The organism is Thaumasiovibrio clandestinus, assembly GCF_047250365.1.
In the GTDB taxonomy this organism is placed as follows: Bacteria; Pseudomonadota; Gammaproteobacteria; order Enterobacterales; family Vibrionaceae; genus Thaumasiovibrio.
The window spans coordinates 68,950-94,264 of the sequence record NZ_JBLBVL010000004.1 but is presented as its reverse complement, the minus strand read 5'-3'; the positions used below and the strand labels follow the sequence as shown (position 1 = coordinate 94,264).

At 44.0% G+C, this 25,315-nt stretch carries 22 protein-coding genes; 9 read left to right on the top strand and 13 right to left on the bottom strand.

Annotated elements, in window-relative coordinates; genetic code table 11:
- Positions 1 to 235 precede the first annotated feature (235 nt).
- From ACKLNH_RS07975 to ACKLNH_RS07965, 3 genes are all read left to right on the top strand, one after another.
- A complete protein-coding gene (locus ACKLNH_RS07975) occupies positions 236 to 739 on the top strand; it encodes a hypothetical protein (RefSeq protein WP_413111733.1) in 504 nt (167 codons plus the stop codon).
- Positions 740 to 951: 212 nt separating this feature from the next.
- Complete coding sequence (locus ACKLNH_RS07970) at positions 952 to 1,239, top strand: carboxymuconolactone decarboxylase family protein (protein WP_413111732.1); 288 nt, start codon at positions 952 to 954, stop codon at positions 1,237 to 1,239.
- A 226-nt stretch (positions 1,240 to 1,465) separates the two neighbouring features.
- Entirely contained in the window at positions 1,466 to 3,124 is a 1,659-nt protein-coding gene (locus ACKLNH_RS07965; protein WP_413111731.1) for an AMP-binding protein, read from the top strand.
- Positions 3,125 to 3,228: 104 nt separating this feature from the next.
- Here the strand turns inward: ACKLNH_RS07965 and ACKLNH_RS07960 are convergent, their stop codons facing one another.
- Positions 3,229 to 5,580 (bottom strand): Lon protease family protein, encoded by a 2,352-nt coding sequence (locus ACKLNH_RS07960; RefSeq protein WP_413111730.1) that lies wholly within the window; start codon positions 5,578 to 5,580, stop codon positions 3,229 to 3,231.
- 190 nt (positions 5,581 to 5,770) lie between these two features.
- On the opposite strand from ACKLNH_RS07960, the gene ACKLNH_RS07955 reads away from it, so the two are divergent.
- A complete protein-coding gene (locus tag ACKLNH_RS07955) occupies positions 5,771 to 6,025 on the top strand; it encodes a cysteine-rich CWC family protein (protein WP_413111729.1) in 255 nt (84 codons plus the stop codon).
- A gap of 119 nt (positions 6,026 to 6,144) precedes the next feature.
- On the opposite strand, the gene ACKLNH_RS07950 is transcribed toward ACKLNH_RS07955, so the two are convergent.
- The 3 genes from ACKLNH_RS07950 to ACKLNH_RS07940 form a co-directional block, all read right to left on the bottom strand.
- Entirely contained in the window at positions 6,145 to 7,809 is a 1,665-nt protein-coding gene (locus ACKLNH_RS07950; RefSeq protein ID WP_413111728.1) for an amidohydrolase, read from the bottom strand.
- 437 nt (positions 7,810 to 8,246) lie between these two features.
- Complete coding sequence (locus ACKLNH_RS07945) at positions 8,247 to 8,561, bottom strand: hypothetical protein (RefSeq protein WP_413111727.1); 315 nt, start codon at positions 8,559 to 8,561, stop codon at positions 8,247 to 8,249.
- A 161-nt stretch (positions 8,562 to 8,722) separates the two neighbouring features.
- Positions 8,723 to 9,631: an ROK family protein gene (locus tag ACKLNH_RS07940; protein WP_413111726.1), complete on the bottom strand. Its 909-nt coding sequence runs from the start codon at positions 9,629 to 9,631 to the stop codon at positions 8,723 to 8,725.
- Positions 9,632 to 9,784: 153 nt separating this feature from the next.
- Here ACKLNH_RS07940 and ACKLNH_RS07935 point away from each other — a divergent pair, with 153 nt between their 5' ends.
- Positions 9,785 to 11,494: an NAD-dependent malic enzyme gene (locus ACKLNH_RS07935; RefSeq protein WP_413111725.1), complete on the top strand. Its 1,710-nt coding sequence runs from the start codon at positions 9,785 to 9,787 to the stop codon at positions 11,492 to 11,494.
- A gap of 139 nt (positions 11,495 to 11,633) precedes the next feature.
- Here ACKLNH_RS07935 and focA read toward each other — a convergent pair whose 3' ends face one another.
- Entirely contained in the window at positions 11,634 to 13,133 is a 1,500-nt protein-coding gene (gene focA, locus ACKLNH_RS07930) for a formate transporter FocA (protein WP_413111724.1), read from the bottom strand.
- A gap of 225 nt (positions 13,134 to 13,358) precedes the next feature.
- Here focA and ACKLNH_RS07925 point away from each other — a divergent pair, with 225 nt between their 5' ends.
- Together ACKLNH_RS07925 and cutA are read left to right on the top strand one after the other, a co-directional pair.
- Positions 13,359 to 14,264 carry a LysR substrate-binding domain-containing protein gene (locus ACKLNH_RS07925; RefSeq protein ID WP_413111723.1) on the top strand — a complete coding sequence of 302 codons (906 nt, stop codon included), beginning with the start codon at positions 13,359 to 13,361 and terminating at the stop codon, positions 14,262 to 14,264.
- Between the two features lie 41 nt (positions 14,265 to 14,305).
- Positions 14,306 to 14,629 (top strand): divalent-cation tolerance protein CutA, encoded by a 324-nt coding sequence (gene cutA / locus ACKLNH_RS07920; RefSeq protein WP_413111722.1) that lies wholly within the window; start codon positions 14,306 to 14,308, stop codon positions 14,627 to 14,629.
- A gap of 9 nt (positions 14,630 to 14,638) precedes the next feature.
- Here the strand turns inward: cutA and ACKLNH_RS07915 are convergent, their stop codons facing one another.
- Positions 14,639 to 14,773, bottom strand: a complete 135-nt coding sequence (locus ACKLNH_RS07915; RefSeq protein WP_413111721.1) for a hypothetical protein — start codon at positions 14,771 to 14,773, stop codon at positions 14,639 to 14,641.
- A 270-nt stretch (positions 14,774 to 15,043) separates the two neighbouring features.
- On the opposite strand from ACKLNH_RS07915, the gene ACKLNH_RS07910 reads away from it, so the two are divergent.
- Together ACKLNH_RS07910 and ACKLNH_RS07905 are read left to right on the top strand one after the other, a co-directional pair.
- Positions 15,044 to 15,865, top strand: a complete 822-nt coding sequence (locus ACKLNH_RS07910) for an AraC family transcriptional regulator (RefSeq protein WP_413111720.1) — start codon at positions 15,044 to 15,046, stop codon at positions 15,863 to 15,865.
- An 82-nt stretch (positions 15,866 to 15,947) separates the two neighbouring features.
- Entirely contained in the window at positions 15,948 to 17,318 is a 1,371-nt protein-coding gene (locus ACKLNH_RS07905; protein ID WP_413111719.1) for an L-serine ammonia-lyase, read from the top strand.
- Positions 17,319 to 17,540: 222 nt separating this feature from the next.
- Here ACKLNH_RS07905 and ACKLNH_RS07900 read toward each other — a convergent pair whose 3' ends face one another.
- The 7 genes from ACKLNH_RS07900 to ACKLNH_RS07870 form a co-directional block, all read right to left on the bottom strand.
- Positions 17,541 to 17,975, bottom strand: a complete 435-nt coding sequence (locus ACKLNH_RS07900; protein ID WP_413111718.1) for an ecotin family protein — start codon at positions 17,973 to 17,975, stop codon at positions 17,541 to 17,543.
- Positions 17,976 to 18,295: 320 nt separating this feature from the next.
- Positions 18,296 to 20,476, bottom strand: coding sequence for a glycoside hydrolase family 3 N-terminal domain-containing protein (locus ACKLNH_RS07895; protein ID WP_413111717.1), 2,181 nt, complete (start codon positions 20,474 to 20,476; stop codon positions 18,296 to 18,298).
- A 106-nt stretch (positions 20,477 to 20,582) separates the two neighbouring features.
- Positions 20,583 to 21,062: a hypothetical protein gene (locus ACKLNH_RS07890; RefSeq protein WP_413111716.1), complete on the bottom strand. Its 480-nt coding sequence runs from the start codon at positions 21,060 to 21,062 to the stop codon at positions 20,583 to 20,585.
- A complete protein-coding gene (locus ACKLNH_RS07885) occupies positions 21,062 to 21,883 on the bottom strand; it encodes a carbohydrate ABC transporter permease (RefSeq protein WP_413111715.1) in 822 nt (273 codons plus the stop codon). Before ACKLNH_RS07885 ends, ACKLNH_RS07890 begins: the two co-directional genes overlap by 1 nt.
- Positions 21,883 to 22,761 carry a carbohydrate ABC transporter permease gene (locus ACKLNH_RS07880; RefSeq protein WP_413111714.1) on the bottom strand — a complete coding sequence of 293 codons (879 nt, stop codon included), beginning with the start codon at positions 22,759 to 22,761 and terminating at the stop codon, positions 21,883 to 21,885. The genes ACKLNH_RS07885 and ACKLNH_RS07880 overlap by 1 nt, the downstream gene beginning before the upstream one ends.
- A gap of 78 nt (positions 22,762 to 22,839) precedes the next feature.
- Entirely contained in the window at positions 22,840 to 24,084 is a 1,245-nt protein-coding gene (locus tag ACKLNH_RS07875; protein ID WP_413111713.1) for an extracellular solute-binding protein, read from the bottom strand.
- Between the two features lie 110 nt (positions 24,085 to 24,194).
- Positions 24,195 to 25,181, bottom strand: a complete 987-nt coding sequence (locus ACKLNH_RS07870; protein ID WP_413111712.1) for a LacI family DNA-binding transcriptional regulator — start codon at positions 25,179 to 25,181, stop codon at positions 24,195 to 24,197.
- Between the last annotated feature and the right edge of the window lie 134 nt (positions 25,182 to 25,315).

Here is a 25,315-nt window from a genome sequence, read left to right as displayed (position 1 = left end):
ATAACATAAATCGAAAAGCGCTGTTGCATATCCCGCATCGTACTGCCACTCGTTTTATAAATAAAAATGGAAAGTGAATGCTCATCGTATTAAAGGACTCATACTGTAGTTTGGTTTATCAAACAGCTTTAACAGAGAATATCAGTTACCACCACTTCTAGATTGAAACTAACTACCATTCCCAATCTAGCACGGCACTATATAACTTGTCGGACAAATCTACATGGAGAAAAAGATGAAAAAACTCTTGATTGGCACTTCCCTACTTATTACCTGTACTCAGATCAATGCTAATAGCTTTGAAGGCGTAATTACGGCACAGGCCAAAGAATGGGGAGTTAACCAATGCCTTCAAGAAATTAAAAAAATGGACGGCTATTTGAACGAAAATGCTGGACCAAATGGAGCATGGTCATTCTCTTCGTCAGACAACCCGTCAGAACGGCTATTCTCCGCGCTTAATATTAGGAAATATAACGACGGTACATGGGGTTACGCCACGTTATCCATTGCACCAGGCACAGATGGTCGCTGTGATAGCACATTAATGCAAATGGTAACATTCCCTGACAAATCTTGTAACGCACTAAGAGAAACAGGTTACAAGGACTACGAATACAAAGGCGATATTGCAGGTAAATCCATCTATGAAAGTGGCTCTACAAAGGCCGTGCTTGAAGAGCTAAATGGCGGCTGTATCTCTATTCGCTACGAGGCACTATATCCATCACCTATCTAGCTTAACAGTAGAGCAGCACACCGATTACGCTGTAAGGACATATTATCATCCCCATTAAAACAGCGTTAACCGCTAACACACAAAAGCGCAGTGAATAACTGCGCTTTTATAGCTTTAGATATACTATATATACTTGGCTCTACGCTACTACCACTGAATACACAGTTATTCGCAACAAAGTTAATTCATTAATTACAACGACAGGAAGTCATATGCTAGGAAAGCATCAAGAGCCTTACGGCGCGTTTTATCGCTCAACCCACGACAACGAGCATTTGGATACTAGAACTGAGCTTCTAGTCGGTTTATCAGCGGCAATGGCAATGAATTGCTTACCTTGTACCCGTTATTATCTACTGCAAGCAAAGAAAGCTGGGATTACCAAAGGAGAAATTTCCGACGTGACTGCAAAGGTAATGGCTGTCGCAGCGGGACAGAAGAAGTTGCAAATGCAAGAGGTGCTGAATAAGTACAATATTGACCTCGATAAGTTCGAATAAACCAAATGATAGAACGGGCATAAACGACGGTAGTTCATGCCTGTTCTAGTCAACGATAACACCTGACTCTTCCTTCTCGCCTTTTATTGGATCGAGTACCTCTTTGATCAGCCATAAGTAGCTTCGACGCATGCTTATTTTTAACTGCATCACCAACCTTGACGGGATAATACTCATCCGACTAATGTTAACAATATCGCAACATTATAAAAAGTAAGGAAATCAGATGACACAAACTCTCGTATGTGAACAGTACATGCATTGGGTAGACGTCAAACCCGATGAAGTTTCGCTAAGGCAGATTATCAACCGTCAATTTAAAGACTTCACATACGCAGAAGTGTTAGATCAAGCTAAGTGCCTAATTAGCTTTTTACGCAGTCAAGGCGTCACCGCAGGTGATCGCGTGGCGCTTATTTCAAAAAACTGTGCTGAATGGTACATCACCGATCTCGCTCTGATGCTGGGAGGGTACATCAGTGTTCCTATCTTCCCAACTGCCGGCGCCGATACCATTTCACATATCCTTACCCATAGCGAAAGTCAGCTGGTTATCGTGGGTAAATTAGATAGCAACGATGCCACTCACCAATCAATTCAAAGTTTAACGCACCCGATAACAACACTCTCGTTTCCGTATCCTGACGCCTATCACTGTGATTTTAATTGGGACGATATACTAAGCGATTATGCGCCAACCGACGACATTACATTACCATCTCCGGATGACTATATGTCTTTTGTTTATACCTCTGGCACCTCGGGGTTACCGAAAGGTGCCATGCTCACCCATGGTGATTTTGCCTGGTCTTCACAGCAATTGATCGACCACATTGGTATTAATACAGGCGAACGCTTATTCTCTTACCTGCCATTGGCTCACATTACGGAACGAGTCTATATCTTAGGTACCTCAATGTTAGGTGGCGTCAATACTGCTTTCCCTGAATCACTTGATACCTTTATTGAAGATGTCAAAATGCAGCGCCCAACCCTATTTATTTCTGTCCCCCGATTGTGGACGCTTTTCCAGCAGCGCATTCTCGATAAACTACCGCAAAAGAAACTCAACCTGTTACTGAAAATTCCTCTGGTTTCGACGTTAGTTAAAAAGAAATTGGCACAAGGCTTAGGACTTGATCAAGCCAGAGTCCTTGGATGTGGCTCGGCACCAGTATCACCAGCTTTACTCCACTGGTATCATTCTGTTGGCCTCAACATTACCGAAGCATGGGGCATGACGGAATCGTTTGCCTATAGCACGCTCAATTACCCTTTCCGCGGCGATAAAATCGGTACCGTCGGCAATGCAGGCCCAGGTGTTGAACTAAGAATTGCTGACGATGAAGAGGTACTGGTTAAAAGCCAGGGGCTATTTAAAGGTTACTATAAGCAAGACTCTGCCCATGGCGAATGTATCGTCGATGGTTGGTTACATACTGGTGATTTAGGCACATTGGACAATGATGGCTACTTAACCATTAAAGGGCGCAAAAAAGACACCTTCAAAACCGCGAAAGGGAAATTCGTTGCGCCAGTACCTATCGAAAAACGCCTCTTTGAACTTAGCAATATTGAGATGATGTGCTTAATTGGATCGGGCTTGCCGGCACCGATATTACTGGCGATCCCGCACGCGTTCCCTAATTTTGACCCTGCACGTTACGAACGCAAAGCGCTTAGAGTCCTTAACCAGATCAATAGCGAGTTAGAGTCTCACGCAAAAATCAAAGGAGTGTTACTCATTGACGATCCGTGGACAATCGAAAATGGCATACTAACACCAACACTTAAAATTAAACGTCACTTGCTAGAAAAAAAATATCACGACATTGGTGCCAACTGGCCAAAAGACAGGCAGGTAATGTGGGAGAAAAAGCGATAATGGCAATAGTGCATGCCATCTCGAGGTAACACTCTCAAGCTAACAAACCGTCCCATAGCACCTAAGTATGACACTCAGAATAGGCATAATCTGAGATAGGTGCTTCACACCTCATCGACCTTTTTGCCAGGATAGTGGGAAAGTTGCTCGACAACACGCTCGTGAATACCACCTTCTCCTTTCCAGGCCATGCCTGTCATTAATTCAATCGCATCGAAAACGGTTTCAACGGTATACACCTGTAGCTTCTCTTTCTCTATTTCCTGTCTCAGCGCTTTCTTCAACATTAAATGACGCGCATTAGAAAGGGGAATGATCACTGCCAGTCTCCCTTCATAAGCCAGTGAGCGGGCGACATCAACAAACCCTTCGACTTTCTCATTAACTCCTCCAATGGCCTGCGCTTCACCAAACTGATCCATAGACCCAGTGATTGCCATATTCTGCTGTACTGGTACATTCGCTATCGCAGAAATCAATGCAATAAACTCGGCCATTGATGCACTATCACCATCGATACCGCCATAATTTTGTTCAAAGGTTAGCGACGCCTTAATGGGTAAACTACGCTGCTGGGCAAATAACGATTCGAGAAAAGCTGTCAGTATTAACACCCCTTTTGAGTGAATGGCGCCACTTAACTCGACCTGACGCTCGATCGCAACCACACCAACATCACCAGCAGCGCACGTGGCAGTGAGTCGACTCGGCATACCAAACGAAAACTCGCCAGTGTTTAGCACTGTTAATGCGTTCACTTGACCAACGCGCTCACCTGAGACATCGATCTTCACCGCACCCTCGATATACGTGGTGTGCATCAAATCGCGTGCTCGACTCACCCGCATTTCACGGCTTTCCAATGCCTGCTCGATATGCTTACTGCGGATTAGCGTAGACTCACTCTGCACTGCCCAATAGTGTGCCTCGCGCAGTAAATTCGCTATCTCTCCAGAGTGCAGCGACAATTTAAACTGATCTTCTGCTTGGCGCGCGGCATATTCAATAACGCGACACAGCGCACTACGATCACAGTGGTTTAATCCGTTTTCATTGACAATACTCGATATAAACTGGGCATAGTTTTGCTCGCCCTCAGCCGTTCTTTCCATGTCCTCTTCAAAGTCTGCAGTGACGCGAAACAACTCAGTAAACTCGGGATCATATTGCTGTAATAACCGATAAGTCTGCCGATCTCCAAATAGAATTATTTTCACGTTTAGCGGGATAGGTTGTGGCTCCATCGATAACGAACCAGATAACGTTACTTCACGCTCTAATGAACTAAAATCGAGTTGGCGAGAACGCAAGGCTTTTTTTAAACCATCCCACACATATGGGCGTTCCAACACTTTTATTGCATCCATTAACAGTACGCCACCGTTCGCTTGGTGCATGCTGCCAGAACGCAACAGTGTAAAGTCGGTCACAACCGTCCCTTTATACGTCGCATTTTCAACATAACCAAACAGGGTGTGATAACTGGGGCTCTCTTCCACCACCACAGGAAACTGGTGTGCCCCATGGGAAACCAGAAGATTAACTTGATAACGACGCGGGATTTTCTTACCAGATAAGGCATAGGCCAAGTCCGTATGGATCTCCTTGTCGTCTAAAAAAACATCAAGATTCTCGACAATGTCATTTCGTAGTGTCTCAATATACTCAATTGCCTTGGGGACATCAGAAAACTGCTTTTCCAAACGCGCAAACTGATGCGACATGACATTTTCTGCGACTTCGCTTTCTAGTTTTTGCTGCTGCTCAACAAACGTCTCTTCCCATTCATTCATCTGACGGCTAATACCACGTAACTGCTTTTCCAGTTCAACAATCGCCTCTTCTAACCGGTCTTGTTCAGCAGCAGGCAGTGTCGCAAAGCTCTCTTCTGTGTGGGCTTCTTCGCCATTAAGAGCGACAAATTGATAATCACCTTGCGGTGTCAGCAGCAAATTGATGCCTTGCTGCTGGGCTTGTTCGTTCAGCTGCTTCAACGCTGCTTCTTGCTTCGTGGTTAATTGTGACTTGATTTTATCTGCGCGCGAATAATAAAGGTCATTATCAAATGCCAATGGCATTGCCGTAAGTAAACGGGTAATGATGGCTTCTAGCTCTTTTTTAAAGCTAGCACCGCGTCCAGCAGGCAACTGAATCGTATAAGCAAAGCGGGCATCGTCGAAGTTATTAACATATATCCAATCAAAAATATGCCCGTTCGCCATCTGATGAAACTTTAAGTAACGCATCACCATGGTACGCTTGCCTAAGCCGTTATGCCCTACGGCATAAATGTTATAACCCTTTCCTGGCATGGACATCGCAAAATGGACAGCCTGCTGAGCGCGGTCCTGACCAACGATCGAGTTGAGTGGAGGCAGAGACTTGGTCGACGGATGTTGAAAAAGATCAGATCGAGTTTCTGCATAAACATGTTCTGACGCGAGCTGGCTGTGCATCGTATCTCCTTGACTAACTCGATCCTGTCATTCAGTTTAGTATACAAATCAAGACCTTGATTTGATACCTGTTAGAAAGACACGAATACGTAGGAATAATGCTTGAACCAAGTTGCTCAGTAGCAGAGTTCTTGTGTTACATGCGACTAGTCCCTAACGGTACACTGTAAAGGTAAATGATTGAAATAATATGTTAATTATCGAGAATACTTGGAACCCTATGAACGCTAAACTTGATCCAACAGCATGCCCATTGTGTGGCGAGAGCAACGTATGCGCAAACCATGCATCAAGCGGAAAAACAACCTCATGCTGGTGTAAAGACCCTTCACTGACTTTCTCACAACCACTTTTTTTAGACATACCGCTCGAGTTAAAAGGAAAAGCATGTGTCTGTAAATCGTGTGTCCTTAAGTATCAAGCAGGAAAAGATGTGCGTCAATAATGAAAAAGCCGAGTCCTAAGGACTCGGCTTTTGAGGGAAGGCGAAGTTACTTAACTTGCACACTTCACTGTATTAGTAACGCTGATGTCAGTCACCAATACGGTTCAATCTATAACGAATTATAGTGTATAGATTGTTTTACCATCTTTGATAGTTTCAAGGACAGAGATGTCTTTGATTGCCATCGGGTCAACGTCTAGCGGGTTATCACCAAGGATAACTAGGTCAGCACGTTTGCCTACTTCCAAAGAACCTTTTTCATTCTCTTCGAAGTTTTGGAATGCTGCAGTAACTGTCACCGCTTCTAATGCTTCATAAGCGGTTAGTTTATGCCATTCACCTAACGTATCGCCTGAACGAGTAGAACGGTTAACTGCAGTCCACATATTTAACAATTGGTTAGGTAGAACAACTGGCGCATCCATGTGAATGGTATATTTCAAACCAAACTCTTTCGCCCATCCCAATGGTGAGATGTTTGATGCACGCCAAGGGCCCAATACTGAATCGCGGTGGAAATCACCCCAGAAGAAAGTATGTGCCGGGAAAAATGAGCCAATCATATCCAGATCTGCCGCTCTTTGAACTTGGTCCAAGCGCATTGTCTGACCATGAATGATCGTCGTACGGTGGTCACGATCACCGTGTAGTTCAATCGCGTGGTCAACAGCATTAAGCAGCATTTGCGCAGCAGCATCACCATTGGCATGGGTGATCAAGTGAGCATTGTGTTTAAACGCAATCGCCGCGTACTCATTCAACTCTTCTTGCGGCATGATTGGGTAGCCATGGTAGTGATATGCGTGGTTGTGCGGCACTTCGAAATACGGTGTCGACAAATACGCTGTTTTACCTTGTGGCGAGCCATCACTGGTAATCTTCATACCAGCAACTTTTAGACCATTAACATACTCACCCAACGGGCTAGTTTCAATAATCTCTTCAAACTCATACCACTTAGGGTAAGCAAGAATATCAATATCCAGTAAGTCTGCTGACGCCAAGTGTTGCATTAACTGCATTGTCGTTTTAGTTGCAAGGCCTTCTTGGGCGGTGGTAACACCATTTTTGGTGAAGACTTCTTGCGCCTCTTTAAAGCGTTGCGCGATTTCACTTGGTTCAATGGTTAGGTGCGCCATTACCGGATAAGTTGCTGACTCTTCCAACACACCGGTCATTTTACCTTGATCATCACGACGGATTACACCACCGTCAGGATTTGGTGTATTTTCATCGTAACCCAATGCCGCAAGTCCAGCACTGTTACAACTAATTAAGTGGCCTGATACATGTGCCAAGCAAAGTTTAAACCCCTTACTGATTGGGTCTAAATCATCGATAGTTGGGTGACGACCAATTACTGAGTCATCATAACCAAAACTGATATGAACTTTATCTTTATCCAGACCCGGCGTAGCCAAATAGTTAGTCATAAGGCGCGTCACGTCTTCCATCGTATCAGCTTCTCCAGCTGGCGACGGGTATAGGAACTGCGTGCCCATGAATGGGATAAAGTTAACAATGTGGGCATGGCTGTCGATAAAGCCTGGTGCCATTGTCTTACCTTTCAAGTCACGAACTTCTGTTTGCGCACCTTTTTCTTTTAGTACTTCTGCATTGCTACCCACGGCGATGATTACACCGTCTTTGATTGCGATGGCTTGAGCGCGATCAGTCTCGCCTGTCATTGGAATGATATCACCATTGGTGAAAATCAGATCCGCATTTGCGAATGCGCCACCTGAAGCGACCATTAAAGCTAAAGCTAAACTTTTCAATTTCATGTTACAACCTAATAAATAACGTAAACAACGTAAACAACGTAAACAACGTAAACAACGTAAACAACGTAAACAACGTCCAGATTATCGATGATACTTACGGCCCTTACAAGCCGCTTTTGGATGGTGTATACATACAAAGATCTTGCAAATACATGACACGGGCACCAGAATTGCATTTCGACTCTGGCTGTTGTCTTTTCTAGATAAATAAATTTGAAATAATCGTGCAATCCACAAACGCTATTAGAACGGATTCAAAAGGTTGGTGTTGAAATTGTCTTCTCTCGATCTCGTTGTATCTATATACCTACCGATAACATCTGACAAAACCAAAAAAAGGTAGGCCGAGAGTCTGAGAGGATAACCCCTCTCGCCTACCATGGTATTAGATAATATCTAGATCAATTTAAGAACAGGGTTTTTACGACAAGAGGAGATTATCGTGCAGAGAGGTCGCCTTTCGGGTTAATCAGATGTGGAACAATTTTCGGCAAATTTAGTTCAATATCTTGATCTTTTACTGGGTAGATCACGTCGTTATACCAACCCAGCAACCCCAGAACAGCATAACCAATGGCGTCATCACTATCACGGTGTTCTACGATGATCTGCAAAAAGCGCAAAATCGCTTTCTCATTTGACGTTGCTTGCTTCAGCGTCTCTTTAAAGATCTCAGTCGCTTCAGCAACCAACCCCTCATACTCGGTCTCAATCGCAACTTTGAAAGAGCCACCATCAACAGAAATTTTCATATCAAATACCCTACAAATTTAGTGGGGGAATACTAACGAAGTTAAAGCAGCTTGTCGCGATAATCGCAACAAACCGAGAATAAAGGCACCAAAATTCACCAACAGCCAATGCATCGCGTTTCCCAATGTTAACTTGAACACGATGCATCGATGGCTGATCGTTATTTCACTAGCATCGCCGCACCAAACACGCCTGCACTATCACCAAGCTTTGGCCTAACTAACAATGAAGCGAAATGAGGGTTAAACAGATGCTTTTTTATTGCAGCAGGCGTGTACTCGTAAATGGCATCAATATTTCCAACCCCACCGCCAATCACGATAACATCTGGGTCAATAATATTGATCGCAACAGATACCGCAGCAGCAAACTGTTCAACCAAATGGGTTAACGTGTGTCGACATAATCCATCCCCTGCCTCGGCTGCCGCCGCAATGTCTTTTAACGGACGCACTTCTCCGGCCAATTCAGCATAGAAACGTTCAAGTGCTGGCCCCGAGATTTCAGTTTCAACACAGCCCGACTTACCACAATAGCACGGCATACCGGTATCATGATTAAGTACGTTGTGTCCCCACTCGCCTGCAATACCATGGTGACCATTCAATACTTTGCCATTAACGACAATACCTGCGCCCACCCCAGTGCCTAGAATAACGCCAAATACCACGCTGGCCTCTGGGGCTACATCTGGAACAACGCCCAGAGTTGTCTCCGCTAAGGCAAAACAATTTGCATCATTGGCTAATAGCACATCACAATCGAGCAATATCTTTAGATCTTTATCTAAAGGCTGATCATTCAAATGGGTCGAATTACAGTTTTTCATTACGCCAGTTTGCGGATCCAATGTGCCAGGTGTTCCAAAACCAACGCGTTCTGGGTATGCGCCCACTTGCTCAGCACAACGCTCAATCAACATTTTGATGTTATCCAAAACATGCCGATATCCTTTATCACCCTCGGTTGGCATACGCTCACGCAACACACAAGTATCCGTTTCACGATCCATAACTGCGCATTCTATTTTGGTTCCGCCTAAATCGACGCCCCAGTAGTACTTTTGCATTCTCTCTCCCTTAGTTATCCCATTGAGAAGCAACCTCAATATCGTCGCAAAATTAATGCGGTTAATCATGCTTTTTCGATAACCTCACAGTATTTTTCCACATTAGGTCATACTATTAATGATCTTAACCTAATCCCGCCACGTGGAGGCGTCATGACTGAAGGTAAATATTTACGCTGGAAAGACGAAAATGGAAATGAATTTCGCCCTGTCTCCATTTCAGGCACAGACCTATTAAACGACAGAACACTAAATAAAAGCACTGCTTTTACTTATGAAGAGCGCAAAGCGTTCGGGCTTAATGGTCTGCTTCCACCACGAGTACAATCCTTTGAAGACCAAGTAAATCGTGTCTATGCTGGGTTTGCCAACCTAGATGAAGATATGGAAAAATATCAATATCTACGGGCACTACAAGATCGAAACGAAACACTCTTTTATGCCCTTCTTTCGCGCTATATCGATGAAATGATGCCCATCATTTATACCCCAACAGTAGGTAAGGCATGTCAACAATTTAGCCATCGTTACCAAACGGCGCGTGGCCTATATGTTACTGAAGATAACGTCGATAATATGACTGAATTAGCCCGCCATTTTCAAGGTAAGGATATTCGAATTATCGTTGTAACCGATAGTCAAGGAATATTAGGCATTGGCGACCAAGGCGTAGGGGGAATGGCCATTCCTATCGGTAAGCTCTCCTTATATACATTAGGGGCAGGCATCCACCCAGCGCACTGCCTACCCATTGCACTTGATGTAGGAACCGATAATCAAGATTTGCTCAATGATCCTATGTATTTAGGTGAAGCACGTAAGCGCATGAAAGGAAAAGAGTATCACGACTTCATTGCTAAGTTTATCATGCAAGTGCAGCGCTGTTTCCCCCGGGCCGTCTTGCAGTGGGAAGATTTTAGCAAATCAAATGCTTTTGATAATTTGGTTGCGTACCATGACACCTTGCCGTCATTTAACGACGATATTCAGGGGACTGGCGCTGTTACACTCGCCGGAATATTGGCGGCAATGCGGACGAAAAAGCAATCTCTTTCTGAGCAATTTATTGCTATCTATGGCGCGGGGGCTGGCGGCGTTGGTATTGCTGACCAAATATATGCGGGTTTACTTAAAGAAGGGCGCTCCCAACAAGACGCTAAATCACGTATTTTTGTTGCCGACTCGCAAGGAGTCATCTTCGATGACCGAGATAATCTTGATGATTATAAACGCCGTTTTGCCCAACCAGCATCGTTAAAACAAGCGTGGGGAATCTCAGGAGCAGTATCTTTAGACGATCTGCTAGAAAAGCAAAAAATTACCGTATTGGTCGGTGCCAGTGGAGTTGGGGGTTCTTTCCAACAACAGCATATCAAGGCACTACTCAACCACGACCCTCGACCTATTGTTATGCCGCTTTCCAACCCCACTGCAAATTGTGAAGCGCTACCCGAAGATATTATTCGCTGGAGTAAGGGACAAGCACTCGTTGCTACTGGAAGTCCATTTAGTGACGTGTCTTACGAGGGAAAAAACTATCGAATCGGACAGGGAAATAACGTCTTTATTTTCCCAGGTGTTGGCCTAGCAGCCATTGTCGCGCAGCTACAAACCATCAACTTAGACGTATTTACTACTGCTGCCTATGCCCTCGCCGACTGTGTCAGCGACGCCGATATTGAAGAAGGCTGCGTTTTCCCGCCAGTGAACCAACTGCGCGAGATTTCGTTATTGGTTGCGAAGCGAATCCTGCAGAATGTCTGCATTAAGGAACCAGGCTGTAGCTTCTGCGCTACAAATATTGAAGAGTTACTGGAAGAGAATATTTGGGACCCTGTCTATTTACCTTATCGGCGAGTATAAATATGATGAAATGGAACGAGCACACGATGAAATAGTAAAACGACAAATAAAAAAAGGCCCGGAAATCCGGGCCAAAAATAAGTTTTGAACACTTAACTTATTTAAACGAGAAACAAATAGAAATAGATATAAATTAACTTTACGCTGTTTGCAGTTGTTCACTTTCTTTCGTTTCAGCTTCTATGTCAGCTTCTATGTCAGCTTCAACTACATTCAGGTGGTTACCAAAGAGAGGACGAATAGCCTTAATGACATGACTTCTCGCAATCAACCCTACTAGCTCACCATGTTCAACGACTGGATAACAATGTGGTCGATTAATCGTCATTGTACGTGCTCGCTCATACAGCGGCATAGTAGACAATCGGGTTGCAATGCCTGCATCACTTACCGGATAAAGGACATTTTTATCAATGCTCATATACTCTGCGATTTCAAGAACAGAATTCTCTGGACTGACGGTATGAACTTCGGATTTCATAAGGTCTTGTACTTTACGCTCATGGTTGGGCATATATTCCTCACACCACAAATCAACCAGCACATCGTGTACAGAAAAGAACCCAACTAAGCGCTGATCTGACGTCATTACTGGTGCACCAGAAAGATCATTCTCAATTAGTACATCAAGTGCTTTTACAATGGGCATTTCTGGTTGCAGCGTTAAAGAAGGCGATTCCATATGATCGCGCACTAACATATTGTCATTTGTCATCATGATATCCTCAAAAAATTGTTGGCTACCTGAAAAATTTGGAGTAAGAATTGTGGCCGATGGTAATGGTTGCGTTTTTGAGCTTAATAACGCCCAATACGTTAATCCAACCAATACGCTACCCCCAACAATATTACCTAGCGTTACTGGAATTAAATTTTCTGTTAAAAAGTGTGCAATCGTTAAATCTGAAAACTGTGCGGCTGAAACACCAATCTGCTGCCAGAAAGTGTCTGGTGCAAAGTTCTGTATAAATATTCCTAAAGGCACCATAAACATATTTGCCACGCTGTGCTCAAAGCCAGTACTAACAAACATCGACACGGGAAGAATAAGCACGACCAATTTAACTAACGTGTTGTTAGAACAAAATGTCATCCATATCGCCAAACACACCAGCATGTTACACAAGATACCAAGGCTAAATGCTTGCAACGGCTCATGGTGCAATTTATGTTGAGCTATCAACAACGCGTTATAGCCCCATTGACCATCATCTAGTTTGTAAAGCTGGGCGGAGGTAACCAGTGCTAACAAAATCATGGCACCTAAAAAATTGCCGATATAGACATTCAACCATATTCTTATCATCTTGGTCGTTGATATCTCATTATTTGCTCTTGCTATACTGGTCAGCACTGAACTAGTGAATAGTTCACCACCACACAACACAACTAAGATCAATCCCAAGCTAAACGCCATGCCACCCAGTAGACGGTTGACACCCCAGCCGATGCCAACATTTCCGGTCGTAACCGTGATGTAGAATACAAATGCCAAGCCAATGAAGACCCCAGCCGTCATTGCGAAACCAATGGTCGCTTTGGTCGACTTTGTCGCTTTACCAAGAGCGTAACTTTCAGCATTTTCCATCATCTCTTTAGGAGACAAATGATGAAGATCGCTATATATGGTTGGTTGCATTCAACACTCCTCATTTTCCACTACATGGCAATCACATACAAATTCCGGCCAATCCGTTATATCTGTAAATTAGGTCAGCCATGCACGACTTGTTTAACTGCTGACAGGTTACGTGGGCAAATACAGGGTGTACAATTGATTTTTCTTTTAACTAGTATCAGTAAATTTGATATTAATTATGGTACAATGACAGCGCTCGTTAGACCTATCATTAAAAGAGGCTTCATGCGTTATTCTCTCAAGCAACTTGCCGTTTTCGAAGAAGTAGCTTCAACAGGAAGTGTCAGTAAAGCTGCAGAAAAACTGGCACTTACCCAGTCTGCGGCCAGTATGGCACTGTCACAATTAGAAAAGATGCTAGGCCGCCCATTATTTGAACGACAAGGCAAGCGCATGTCGCTTACCTACTGGGGAACATGGCTGAGACCAAGAGCAAAGCAGCTACTATTCGATGCACAGCAAATCGAACTTGGCTTTTATGATCAACACCTTGTTAGTGGTGAGATCAACTTGGCAGCCAGTCAAACAGCCGCTGAACACCTTTTGCCTGAACTCATCAGTATTATTGATAGAGACTTCCCAGAATTACGAATTAACTTTAAGGTGCATAACACACAAAAAGTTATCGATAAAGTGAGGAACTTTGAAAGCGATATTGGCATCATTGAGGGACGTTGCGACGATAGTCGGCTACAGCAAGAAATCTGGTGTCATGATCATTTAGTCATTGTTGCTTCAAACCATCATCCCTATTCTAAACTAACTAAAGTAAGCTTGGCGCAATTAGAGCAGGCTAAGTGGGTTTTGCGTGAACAAGGCGCTGGTACACGGAAAATATTTGATAGTGCGATGCACGGCATCATTGATGACCTAGATGTGTGGCGAGAATACGAACAAGTTCAAGTGCTTAGAATGATGGTTAGTAATGGACATTATTTAAGCTGCCTGCCTTACTTGGATGTGGTTAAGTATATTGAACGTGGGGAGTTGGTCGCACTCAGCGTGCCCGAGCTTAACATGCAACGCACGCTCTCTTTTATCTGGCGTACTGATTCCATTGAAAACCCGCTTCGTGACTGTATTCGACGCGAGGCGAAGCGCATGATCAAATCAAAACAACTGGATATGTAATATCAACTTGTTTTATTAAACTATCAACTAACGGTATCACTATGAGTGACAGAAAATACTGCATTGTAAAAACGACGACAGATAACAATCAGGTAGCTGACACCATTTGTAATCAATTGTTGACTGAACATTTAGCAGCATGCATACAGTCATCGCAAGTACACAGTTTCTACCGCTGGCAAGGAAAGGTCAATGATGACAAAGAGTTCCAACTCGAAATCAAAACCCGTTATGCATTAGTTGAGCAAGTAAAAAGTGTCATCTGTAAAAATCATAACTATGATTTACCTGAAGTTATCGTGATTCCTATTCAAGGCGGGAGCAGCGCCTATCTTGATTGGATAGACGCTGAAACTCATCAATAACGCACCTTATCATTGGGCACTTAACGAATAACCACCTTGTCGTTGTGCCTGTCTAACCAATGCTTGCCTTAACGCCTCTGAACCACATGGTTTTAGAGGCAAGGATTGCACTTTTGGTGGCATTGCGTACACTTTTATCACCATTTCTACTCCGCTACATCTGTCAAATGATACAGTAAACCAATTGCATTATTACTCTCGTCTCGCCTCAGCACCTCCCCCTTTTCGCTATTTGCGAAGGGCGTAACACCAAGGCTTAGAGACCCGTACAATTAGAATCCATTACCGCCATTTCCCTATTAGTCGGTCGTTAGGCGGACTTATAACACATTCACCATCAATATGCACAGTGCGCACAAAGAACTTTACGCCGAATGTCTTATCTGATACATATATATCAAATAAGACACGGCCTTGACGCTAATCATGATCACCAACCAGTTCTTCCAAACAACGCCGTCACCAGCGACAGTATTTCTCTCTTCTTACAGTTCACGCTTATCTGTCAACCATCAGCCATATCACACACCCTGGGGTAAGTTACTAGTATCGAAAGGCGAAGTTCTTAGTTTACGTACACCGAAGAGACACATAGACAGCCCACCACATTTTGCGATTTGGGTTCCTGCATACGCATCCCACTTTACCCCTGAAACCACCGTTAACGGCTTTTTCGCCATTAATGTCACGCTATCGCACTGCACTGGTCTTCCCAAAATCATTTGTCAATTTGAAGTCACTCCGCTGATTGCCGCTATCATTGAAGACTTAAGCCGACGTAATGTCGGTGTACCAAGCTCTGAAGCAGACATCCGACTTATGACTGTTTTGCTCGACAAGCTCAAGCAAGCCCCACAAACACAAAGCTTTCTCCCTTCAACTCAGCACCCTTTAATCTGCCCCATCATTGCTCGGTTAACACACATGCCTAACCACCCTCGAACATTGGCAAAATGGGCAGAGAAACTGAAGACCACGGAACGATCGTTAGCACGCCATTTCAAAACTGAGCTCGGTATCAGCTTTACTGAGTGGCGAGCACGGAAGAAATACCTTACTTCCTTGAAAATGCTTGAAAAAGGAATCTCACCCGCCGAAATTATCACTTTCTTGGGCTACACACAAAGTGGCCCCTTCATCTCATTATTCAAAAAATATTCCGGAATGACACCAGAGCAGTACCGACAAACACTGCGTGATAACCATCAACAAACGATAGCAATATGTAACACTTAATCTGGCACGACCGACTACCCTATTAATAGGAAAATAATTAGTCTCTTCTTAATGAAGTAGCCTCTGTTATCGGAGTGTGCGAATGTTATCTATCTTTGATATTTTTAAAGTTGGTGTTGGGCCATCAAGCTCTCATACAAATGGCCCGATGTTGGCAGGATACGATTTTTGTAAGAAAATCCAACCATACATCGACCAAACAAGCCGAGTTCAGGTTGACCTGTATGGATCGTTATCTTTAACGGGTAAAGGACACCATACAGATAGGGCATCAATCCTCGGTTTAATGAACTACCGCCCCGATAGCATCGATATAGTCAATGCTAACCGAGCAATGCGCCAAGGCAATGCGACTCACACGCTTCTACTGGCTGGTACAACATCCATTTCCTTTAATTCAAGCGAAGACATTATTTTCCACACCAGTAATCTTCCTTTGCATGAAAATGGCATGACTATCAGTGCATTTGATAAGGCCAACCAACAACTATTTCAAGAGACATATTACTCGATTGGTGGCGGCTTTATTGCCACCGCAGACGAACTCAAAAATGGCATTAACCACCGCGAAGTCACTCCCCCCTACCCATTTGACAATGCTGATGACCTGCTAATTCTGTGCCAAAAGCATGGTTTGAGCTTGAGTACACTGATACAACAAAACGAACTAGCCTTCCGATCACAACAAGACATTGATCAGATGGCACAAAAAATCTGGGATGTCATGACGGCCTGTATGGAGCGAGGGTTTGAATCAGAAGGCATACTGGAAGGCGGATTGCATGTAACCCGACGCGCGCCTTCACTGCTTAAACAACTAAAAGCGAACCAAAAAACCAATAGTGATCCAATGAGTATCATGGACTGGGTTAACCTGTTCGCCTTTTCTGTTAGCGAAGAAAATGCCGCTGGTGGACAAGTCGTCACCTCGCCCACCAATGGCGCTGCTGGCGTTATTCCCGCTGTACTAATGTACTACCACAAATTTATTTGCAAACTAGACCTAAAACAAATCAAAGATTTTCTAGCCGTAGCTGGCGCGGTTGGCATGCTGTACAAAATGAATGCCTCTATTTCTGGCGCAGAGGTCGGATGCCAAGGTGAAATTGGTGTTTCGTCGTCGATGGCCGCTGCTGGATTAGCATCACTTCGAGGAGGCAGTAACGAGCAAATTTGCATTGCCGCAGAAATTGCAATGGAACACTCGTTAGGTATGACATGTGATCCTATTGGTGGTTTAGTTCAGATCCCTTGTATCGAGCGCAATGCAATGGGAGCGATGAAAGCAATTAACGCTTGTAGAATGGCATTACGACGTACCAGCAAATCACTAATATCATTAGATAAGGTAATTGAAACCATGTATCAAACTGGGAAGGACATGAATAAAAAGTATCGAGAGACATCGCTGGGTGGCCTAGCCATGATCCACTTAGCACCACCATGTGAATAAATGGTATAAATTCAACGTCCAATAAACAATCAACTAAATACGTTAAAGGTGATAAATACAAGCACAATATATCAATAATATTGATGATTTTTTTGGAGGAAAAAATGGCTTAGATCATGTATTTAAAAGTGAATACAACACATTTTAAGCCCTACCTAACACCAAAGATCGTTCAAATGCAGTTAACGCCATTACCTGTGCGGTAATGGCGTTATTTCAAAACTATTTTTCAGGACTCCATACTCGATAATCGATATCCATATCAGCTGGCGCATAAATCACCAATGGCACTTTGCTGTTGTAACGGTATAACTCACCTCTCGCACTTTCTAGTAAACGAACCTCAACCTCACACGGTAGTAAAGTCGTCCCTCGTGCTGGGGATTCGGTAACAACATAGTAAGGATATCCCCATCCTTCTAAAGATTTTTTTTCTACTGCAACACTTAGATTACGTACATTACAATCCGCTTCGACCTGCTTTCTTGCCACCACTTGCAGCAAGCTATCATTCTCATTTTCACGGCTATCCAAGCTGAAGGCATGCATGGTTAACTCGGGATATAGCTCAGCCGAAAACATATGTGCACTCTCGGGTTGTGCAACCACTGCGTTCGAACACAAAACCAATACTGCTGCACCAAATAGCTTTTTCATCACAATACCTCTTAACTGGGTAACGACACAATACAATAAAACAGTGTTCACAATAGCAAAAACTTACGCGCTTGTACTGCATCTTTACGTTACTTTAATTATGTTGACACACACTTTACGTTTGACAGGCAAGCAGCTGATCAAGTTCCGTTTGTAATACCAATCGCTCAATGCTTATCTGTGTTGATAATTGACGTTCGATGGCTACAACAGACAATATAAAGTGCCCCATGAAATAATGAGGCGCAGATTTTCCAATAATCGTCAAACCGTTATATTGCAGCTAGGCAATCTGACCAGGATACAACCCATTATCCCTTCTACTTAATCGTAAATGAGTCTTTTAGCGTCGCAGTACTGGCCGATCCTACATAAACATCAACAAGCGAAGCTTCAAGCGAAAACGTTTCTTTAGCCCCGTAAAAACTCAGTGTATGTGCAGGCAAATTAAGGGTAACATCCCTTTCCTCTCCCGGTTGTAACGTAATACGACAAAAAGCTTTCAACTCCCGCAACGGACGTGTTGTTGATGCTGTGTTGTGCTGAACATAACATTGCACAACTTCCGTCGCTTCGATAGACCCACGGTTGCTCAACGATACCGTCACCTCAAGGATGCCATCTTTGGGTAGCTCTGTATGGCTTAAGCGTAATTTTTCGAATTCAAACTGGCTATAAGTTAACCCGAAACCAAACGGATATAATGGCGTATCTTGCTGATCTTTATATGCTTGATAGTCTTGGAAATCGCGCATCTTACCAATTGGTTTACGCGCATAATAGATAGGAATTTGTCCTGTCGAACGCGGCACACTCATTGGTAGTTTACCCGATGGCGACACAGCACCAAACACTAGTCGAGCTAGCGCGTGGCCAGTCTCGGTTCCTGATTGCCACGCGTACAACAACGCATCGGCAAATTGCTCCGTCGCGGGCGACGGTAGTGGACGCCCAGTACATTGCACCACAACCATCGCTTTACCGGTTTCGCCAATAGCTCGAATCTGCTCCTCTTGACCTGCAGGCAGCAATAACTCGGCAACATTACGCGCTTCACCAGTGCGACGGTGGCTCTCACCACTGCAAAATATCACCACATCTGCACGGTGCGCACACTCCACCATCTCATCCGTGAATGCCGCATCTTCAGTCAACAAAGTAACATTAAGATAGTGTTTCGCGATAAACGCCTGCAAACCGGCATAGATACTGGTCACATCCTCCGTTTTACCATCCAGACACCAAGAGCCGAGATGTTGGCGTTGCGAATGAGCATGCGGACCAATCACAGCAATTTTCAGTGGTTGTCCTTCTTTAGGCACACGAATAGGCAGTACCTGCTGATTTTTTAATAGCACCATACTTTGCTCAGCAAGAGTCCGTGCTGCAAGCAGATGCTCTTCGCGACGCATCATGGTTTGATGTGCTGTTTCATCGACATACGGATGCTCAAACAGGCCGGCGCGAAACTTGGTTAGCAAAACACGTGAAACGGCATTATCCAGCGTCACCAGATCGACTTCACCCGTTTCAATCAGTGCTTCAAGGTGTCCTTCATAGGCTTCATTGGTCATCGCCATATCAACCCCAGCCTGCAACGCTTGCTTCGCCGCATTTTGCGCATTCTCAGCCACACCAAAATAGGCTAGATCTGAAATTGAGCCCCAGTCACTGACAACCATACCATCAAAGCCTTGCTCAGTTTTTAGCCAACCATTAATCAACGCTTTGCTGCCTGAAACAGGTGTTCCGCCTAGGTCATTGAAGCCCGACATCACAGTTGCAACCCCTGCCTCGACAGCGGCTTTAAAAGGAGGAAGATAAACGTTGTGTAAACTGTTATCTGTGATCTCGGTAGTATCGTAGTCACGCCCCCCCTCGGCGGCACCATAGCCGACAAAGTGCTTGGCACAGGCAACAAGGCTATCTTGTGCGGTAAGATCATTGCCTTGGAAGCCCTTTACCACCGCCTTTGCCATCTCACTCAGTACCAATGGGTCTTCGCCACCACTCTCAATCACGCGTCCCCAACGTGGATCGCGAACAATATCCAGCATAGGCGCAAACGTCCAATGAATGCCCAGAGAGGCCGCTTCTTTCGCTATACAACGATATGCCACTTCAATTTGATGAGGGTTAAATGAAGCAGCTTGCGCGAGTGGTATTGGCAATACAGTCTGCTGACCATAAATTACATCACGCGCCACTATGATAGGAATGCCCAAACGACTCTCTTCGACCGCTGCGCGCTGAATCTCATTGAGTTGGTATGGGGAGACAGCCTCTCCTGGTGCATTTCCTGCCCAAGCAGTGTCGGCCAAAATGCGCGATCCGCAACGACCTTTACGTACCGTCTGCAAATAGTGGTCACGATGTTTAGCATATTCGAGCATCGGCATCTGACACAGCTGACCTACTTTTTCGGCTACTGTCATCTGTGACAGCAAATCATCAACACGTACCGCAAGTGGTTGGGCGGGATCTTTATATATAGGGTTCATGCGCTACTCAACTAACAAGGGTATTGCGCCATATTCCGGCACAATACAGACAAGAAAAATGGCCGACAATAAAATACAAAAGCGGCAAAATGTTTGAATAACTCAGTTAAAACTGAGCAAGAGGATGATCTGGAAAGGCATTGATGAGGAAATCTCGCATTTCAGCCTCTAACGCTTCATTACCTTGCTCGGAAGATTTGAGCATCAACAAATGGGCAACTTCAGGCACATAACGCACATCAAGTTGAACATAAACATCAATGAATGCGTAAAGCTCAGCCGCGTTTAATCTCGACAATAAACGTTGTGGCGCCTGTTGCGATTGGTAATAAAAACTTGGTCGTAAGCCGAAGGTAGTGCTATCCCAAGCCTCTAACACTTGTTGATAACCACCAAAATATCTCTCTTCTATCCTTAACTCCAACTTATTCATCCCCTTTAATGCCACTACGGGATGGCCTTCGGCCTCTTGTGCCACGGCATAATCGAAATAGCGCTTAGTTAGATAATAAGTTTTCCCCCACGCACTCCAGTATGCGATAACCACTACCGACAACAGCAGGGCGACTTTTTTCATGTTACTCATCACTTCACTCCTACGCCGGTAAAGGCTTTAATGAAGTTCTTCTGCATGAAGAAGAACACAAACACCACGGGCGTGGCAATCATCGTTGTCATCGCCCACACCTGCTCAAGGTTGCCAGCAGGAATATCCTGTTGGAACTTAAACAGTGCCATCTGAAGGGTTAGCATTGAGTCGTCGCGGATATAGAGCAACGGTCCCATAAAGTCATTCCATGCCCCCATAAAGGTCAAGATACCCACAGTGGCCATGGCCGGGCGCATCATTGGCAGGACAATTTTGAAGAAGATGCGGATCTCACTCGCTCCGTCAATACGAGCGGCTTCGAGATACGCTTCGTCCACTTGGATCATAAATTGGTATAACAAAAAAATATTGTAAGCACTGATCGCTCCAGGAATGATCAGTACGCGATAGGTGTTCACCCAACCCCATTCATACATCATCATGTATACCGGAATAGTGAACAGAATTGCCGGTACCATCATGGATGACAAAATCAGACGTAGCCAAACGTGGCGACCTGGCATCTTGGTTTTGGCGATTGCAAATGCAACCATCGCGGACAAAATGCAATTAAGAAAAGTCACCGACAGCGAGACAAAGATAGTATTGAAGAAAATCCGTCCTAGATTGATGCTATCAAAAACTTCAACATAACCCTTTGCTGACCAAACGCTTGGTAGAGAGTTTGGGGAATGCATAATCTCTGCACCTGGCTTGAAGGAGTTAATGATCATAAAAATGAATGGATAGAGCACAATCGCACTGGCAACCAGTAAACCAAAGTAGACCAGTGCTTTGCCTTTATTAAACTTGTTCATTAGTCTTCCTTACCTTTGGTAATTTTCAGCTGTAACATGGTGAGGATAAAAATTAGAATGGCGAGTAACAGACCGATCGTTGACGCTTCGCCCATTCGCATCTGCTCAAAGCCTGTTTGGTAAAGGTGTAATACCGGAGTTAACGCAGCATTGTGTGGTCCGCCTTTGAGGTCAAAGTTCATGAAGACCTCAGTAAACATCTGCAGGCCATTAATAACGTTAATGGTCAAAACAAAGACTATCTGTGGCTTAATCAGTGGCAAAATGATTTTGGTCACTTTACGCCACCAACCAGCGCCATCGATATCTGCCGCTTCAAGCAGGGAACGGTTAATGCTGGCGATGCCCCCGAGAAAGATAATCATCTGAACACCAAACCACTTCCAAGCACTAAACACAGCGATCACTGGCATCGGTAGCCACTGTTCAAACTTCCAAAATACTGGTGCGTCCAACATATTCATACCCATCATGGCACTTTGTATCGGTCCGGTAGGAGCGGCCACAAAGTCAAAAATAATCATCGCCACCGTTATTGAGGTCACAACAGGAATAAACAGCACTGTACGAAATAAGCTCGAAAGGAACGTAATTTCATTAAGCATCAATGCAGCTAACATAGCGCAGACGAAACTCAATGATATAAATATTAACTGATTAAACATGACGTTAAATATTGAACGCCAAAAGTACGGATCAGCGACTCCATTAATCCAATTCGACAAACCAACAAAACGGGTATTTTCTGGATTAAGAATATTAATATCTAAAAAACTATTCTGAAGAGATAAGAAAAATGGGTAAAGCATAAAAATTAGAAAATACGCAGCCCATGGCAACATAAACAGGTAAGAAACCCAATAGCGTTTTATATTCATTGTGTTTTCCACTAAAACTTAAATATTGTGTGTGGCGGCATGCACGTTATAGTAACAAGCCGCTCAATCATCAGGTCTTTAATGTTTGGTTATTTTTTTTGCATCTTCCGCCGCAGCCGCAACCGCTTCTTCAGGCGACATATTCTGCATAACAACCGCCTTTGAATAGTAGCTAAGAACAATGGATGAAACCTCTCCTGCTGCCGCAGAAGACTCATTCATCACTACATGTTCGAGTTGCTCAACGAATGGCTTAATCTCCGGCTGCTGAAAGTAGGCATGATTTTGTAATGCCACCAGCGTCGGTAAGCTCTGCAGTGCTTTTAAAGCTTCTAAGTTAAACCGTTCTTCCATCAGCATTTCAATCAACTGCCAACTGCGTTCTTCTAAATGGCGACTATTTTTAAATACCATTAAAGCTCGTCCATCAAGGTTAGAGTATGGTGTATCGCCCTTTTTGAGAACAGGTAGTGCCGCAATACCAACATCTTCCCCAATCACCATTGGTTTTCCCGCTGCGTCTTGCAAGTTGGCAGCCCAAGATACGCCATATTGAGGCCACATACCGATAGTTCGTGAGAAGAAATTTTGCTCCATTGTCAACGGCGCATACTGCTGAACCGCTTTCATGGTAGTAAAGAACTCCACCATTCCCGCATCTGGGTGATCAAATACTGGGTGGGTTCCCCAACGATTCAACAATTGGTATTCGCCACCGTTAAAGTTGTAATACAGTGGGGCTAGCATATTCCAATACCACCCTCCAGTAGCGAGAGCATCATTCCACAATGCAACACCGTGGACGCGTGAACCATTACGTCGCGCAGGCAGTGCGCTAATTTTCTCTGCAGCAAGAAGTAGTTCATCCCATGTCTCTGGCGGCGTATCGGCATCCAGCCCTGCCTCTTCAAACAGCGCCTTGTTATAGATCATCATTTGGGTGGTTGCCAGCCATGGAATAAAGTAATGACGTCCAAAGTTTTTGGTCATAAATTGAGGAGCAATACTCTGTTTAAGTGCTTCAAAACCCTCAAAATCATCCAAATATGAAAGTCGACCTAAACGAGCGTAACGCGGTACCATGTAACCAAAAATACCCGCATAGACATTGGGATAGTCTCCCGCAGCCATACGAGTTTCCAGATTCCCATCGTTAGTGATAACAAGCTCGACATCGGGATAACGACGTTCAAACTCAGGTTTAATCCATTCAGTAGCAAAAGCCATCTGATCGCCGGAAGAAACCATAAACTCCAATTTTTCACCAGCTATTACAGTAGAGGTAATAGCAAATAAAAACAGTCCAATCCACTTAAATATCATCTCGATATCCTTGAAATATGCTAACACCTTATACCAATACGATAAGGGGATAATTAGCCACACACTACTGTGTGGCAAATATTAGAGATGATCAGAAAACGAATGGTTATTTAAACGCTGTTACGTTCTACTAAACGTGTAGGCAATATAGTAACAGGGTCTATATCGGTATCACCATTAATTGCACTAAATAGTATATCTACTGACTTAACACCCATCTCAAATTTTTGGTGTGTCACTGTGCTTAATGGCGGGTTAGCTTTTTCAGACTCGCGAATATTATCGAAGCCAATTACTTTTAATTGCTCCGGCACTTTCACATTATTATCTGCAGCGGCCCTTAATATACCGATTGCCATTTCATCGTTTGCTGAAAATATCGCTTTAGGCGTTCGCCCTTCAACGATCATCGCCGTCATTTTTTGATAAGCATCGTCTTCCGTAAAGTCTGAACGTACGATTAACTCGTTATTAAACTTCACGTTATAGAAGCCCAATGCTGCAATGTAACCTTCTAATCTTTTTTGGTTATCGTACGAATCTTCTGGTCCTGCAAAGAAAACCACTTCCTTGCATCCCACCCCAATTAACGTTTTCGTTGCTGCAAATGCACCACCAAAATTGTCGATCAAAATATTGTAAATGTGTTCAGATTTTATCTCTCGATCTAGTACAACTACTGGAATATCACTGTTCGCGACTGAGCATAAGAACTCGTCATCGAAGGCGTTACTCAAGATAATCGCACCATCAATCATCTGATCCTTCATATAGCGATGCGCGGTAGAATCAGCACCACCAAACAAGCTACAAGCGATTAAGTCATAACCCATCTCATGCACTTTACTCTCGATACCTTGGACCAATTCACTATAAATAGGACCAAACCACGAGTTGAAGAAGATACCTATCGCCCCCACATTTTTTTGTCGCAGTCGCTTAGCATTACTATTGGCTGAATAGTTCAGCCTTTTTGCGACCTCAAGAACATGATTGCGGGTTTTCTCACTAATCCGATCGCTTTTGTTCATCGCATAAGACACTGTCGAAATAGAGACATTGGCTTCCCGTGCGACATCTTTGATAGTGGGTCTCATGAAACTACATATCCTTCAATATTATGAAACTCTCTGCTATTTTCTGCCATTTGATACACAGAAAATTACTTGAAGTCAGTATAGAGGATCAGGTTAAACGTTTCTATCCCAATATCACAGCACAACATGACCAA

What these genes read in the sequence shown, in the direction of transcription:
- ACKLNH_RS07975 (WP_413111733.1), top strand. Translation starts at nt 236, where the DNA reads ATGAAAAAACTCTTGATTGGCACTTCCCTACTTATTACCTGTACTCAG.
- ACKLNH_RS07970 (WP_413111732.1), top strand. Translation starts at nt 952, where the DNA reads ATGCTAGGAAAGCATCAAGAGCCTTACGGCGCGTTTTATCGCTCAACC.
- ACKLNH_RS07965 (WP_413111731.1), top strand. Translation starts at nt 1,466, where the DNA reads ATGACACAAACTCTCGTATGTGAACAGTACATGCATTGGGTAGACGTC.
- ACKLNH_RS07960 (WP_413111730.1), bottom strand. Translation starts at nt 5,580, where the DNA reads ATGCACAGCCAGCTCGCGTCAGAACATGTTTATGCAGAAACTCGATCT.
- ACKLNH_RS07955 (WP_413111729.1), top strand. Translation starts at nt 5,771, where the DNA reads ATGTTAATTATCGAGAATACTTGGAACCCTATGAACGCTAAACTTGAT.
- ACKLNH_RS07950 (WP_413111728.1), bottom strand. Translation starts at nt 7,809, where the DNA reads ATGAAATTGAAAAGTTTAGCTTTAGCTTTAATGGTCGCTTCAGGTGGC.
- ACKLNH_RS07945 (WP_413111727.1), bottom strand. Translation starts at nt 8,561, where the DNA reads ATGAAAATTTCTGTTGATGGTGGCTCTTTCAAAGTTGCGATTGAGACC.
- ACKLNH_RS07940 (WP_413111726.1), bottom strand. Translation starts at nt 9,631, where the DNA reads ATGCAAAAGTACTACTGGGGCGTCGATTTAGGCGGAACCAAAATAGAA.
- ACKLNH_RS07935 (WP_413111725.1), top strand. Translation starts at nt 9,785, where the DNA reads ATGACTGAAGGTAAATATTTACGCTGGAAAGACGAAAATGGAAATGAA.
- focA (WP_413111724.1), bottom strand. Translation starts at nt 13,133, where the DNA reads ATGCAACCAACCATATATAGCGATCTTCATCATTTGTCTCCTAAAGAG.
- ACKLNH_RS07925 (WP_413111723.1), top strand. Translation starts at nt 13,359, where the DNA reads ATGCGTTATTCTCTCAAGCAACTTGCCGTTTTCGAAGAAGTAGCTTCA.
- cutA (WP_413111722.1), top strand. Translation starts at nt 14,306, where the DNA reads ATGAGTGACAGAAAATACTGCATTGTAAAAACGACGACAGATAACAAT.
- ACKLNH_RS07915 (WP_413111721.1), bottom strand. Translation starts at nt 14,773, where the DNA reads ATGGTGATAAAAGTGTACGCAATGCCACCAAAAGTGCAATCCTTGCCT.
- ACKLNH_RS07905 (WP_413111719.1), top strand. Translation starts at nt 15,948, where the DNA reads ATGTTATCTATCTTTGATATTTTTAAAGTTGGTGTTGGGCCATCAAGC.
- ACKLNH_RS07900 (WP_413111718.1), bottom strand. Translation starts at nt 17,975, where the DNA reads ATGAAAAAGCTATTTGGTGCAGCAGTATTGGTTTTGTGTTCGAACGCA.
- ACKLNH_RS07895 (WP_413111717.1), bottom strand. Translation starts at nt 20,476, where the DNA reads ATGAACCCTATATATAAAGATCCCGCCCAACCACTTGCGGTACGTGTT.
- ACKLNH_RS07890 (WP_413111716.1), bottom strand. Translation starts at nt 21,062, where the DNA reads ATGAGTAACATGAAAAAAGTCGCCCTGCTGTTGTCGGTAGTGGTTATC.
- ACKLNH_RS07885 (WP_413111715.1), bottom strand. Translation starts at nt 21,883, where the DNA reads ATGAACAAGTTTAATAAAGGCAAAGCACTGGTCTACTTTGGTTTACTG.
- ACKLNH_RS07880 (WP_413111714.1), bottom strand. Translation starts at nt 22,761, where the DNA reads ATGAATATAAAACGCTATTGGGTTTCTTACCTGTTTATGTTGCCATGG.
- ACKLNH_RS07875 (WP_413111713.1), bottom strand. Translation starts at nt 24,084, where the DNA reads ATGATATTTAAGTGGATTGGACTGTTTTTATTTGCTATTACCTCTACT.
- ACKLNH_RS07870 (WP_413111712.1), bottom strand. Translation starts at nt 25,181, where the DNA reads ATGAGACCCACTATCAAAGATGTCGCACGGGAAGCCAATGTCTCTATT.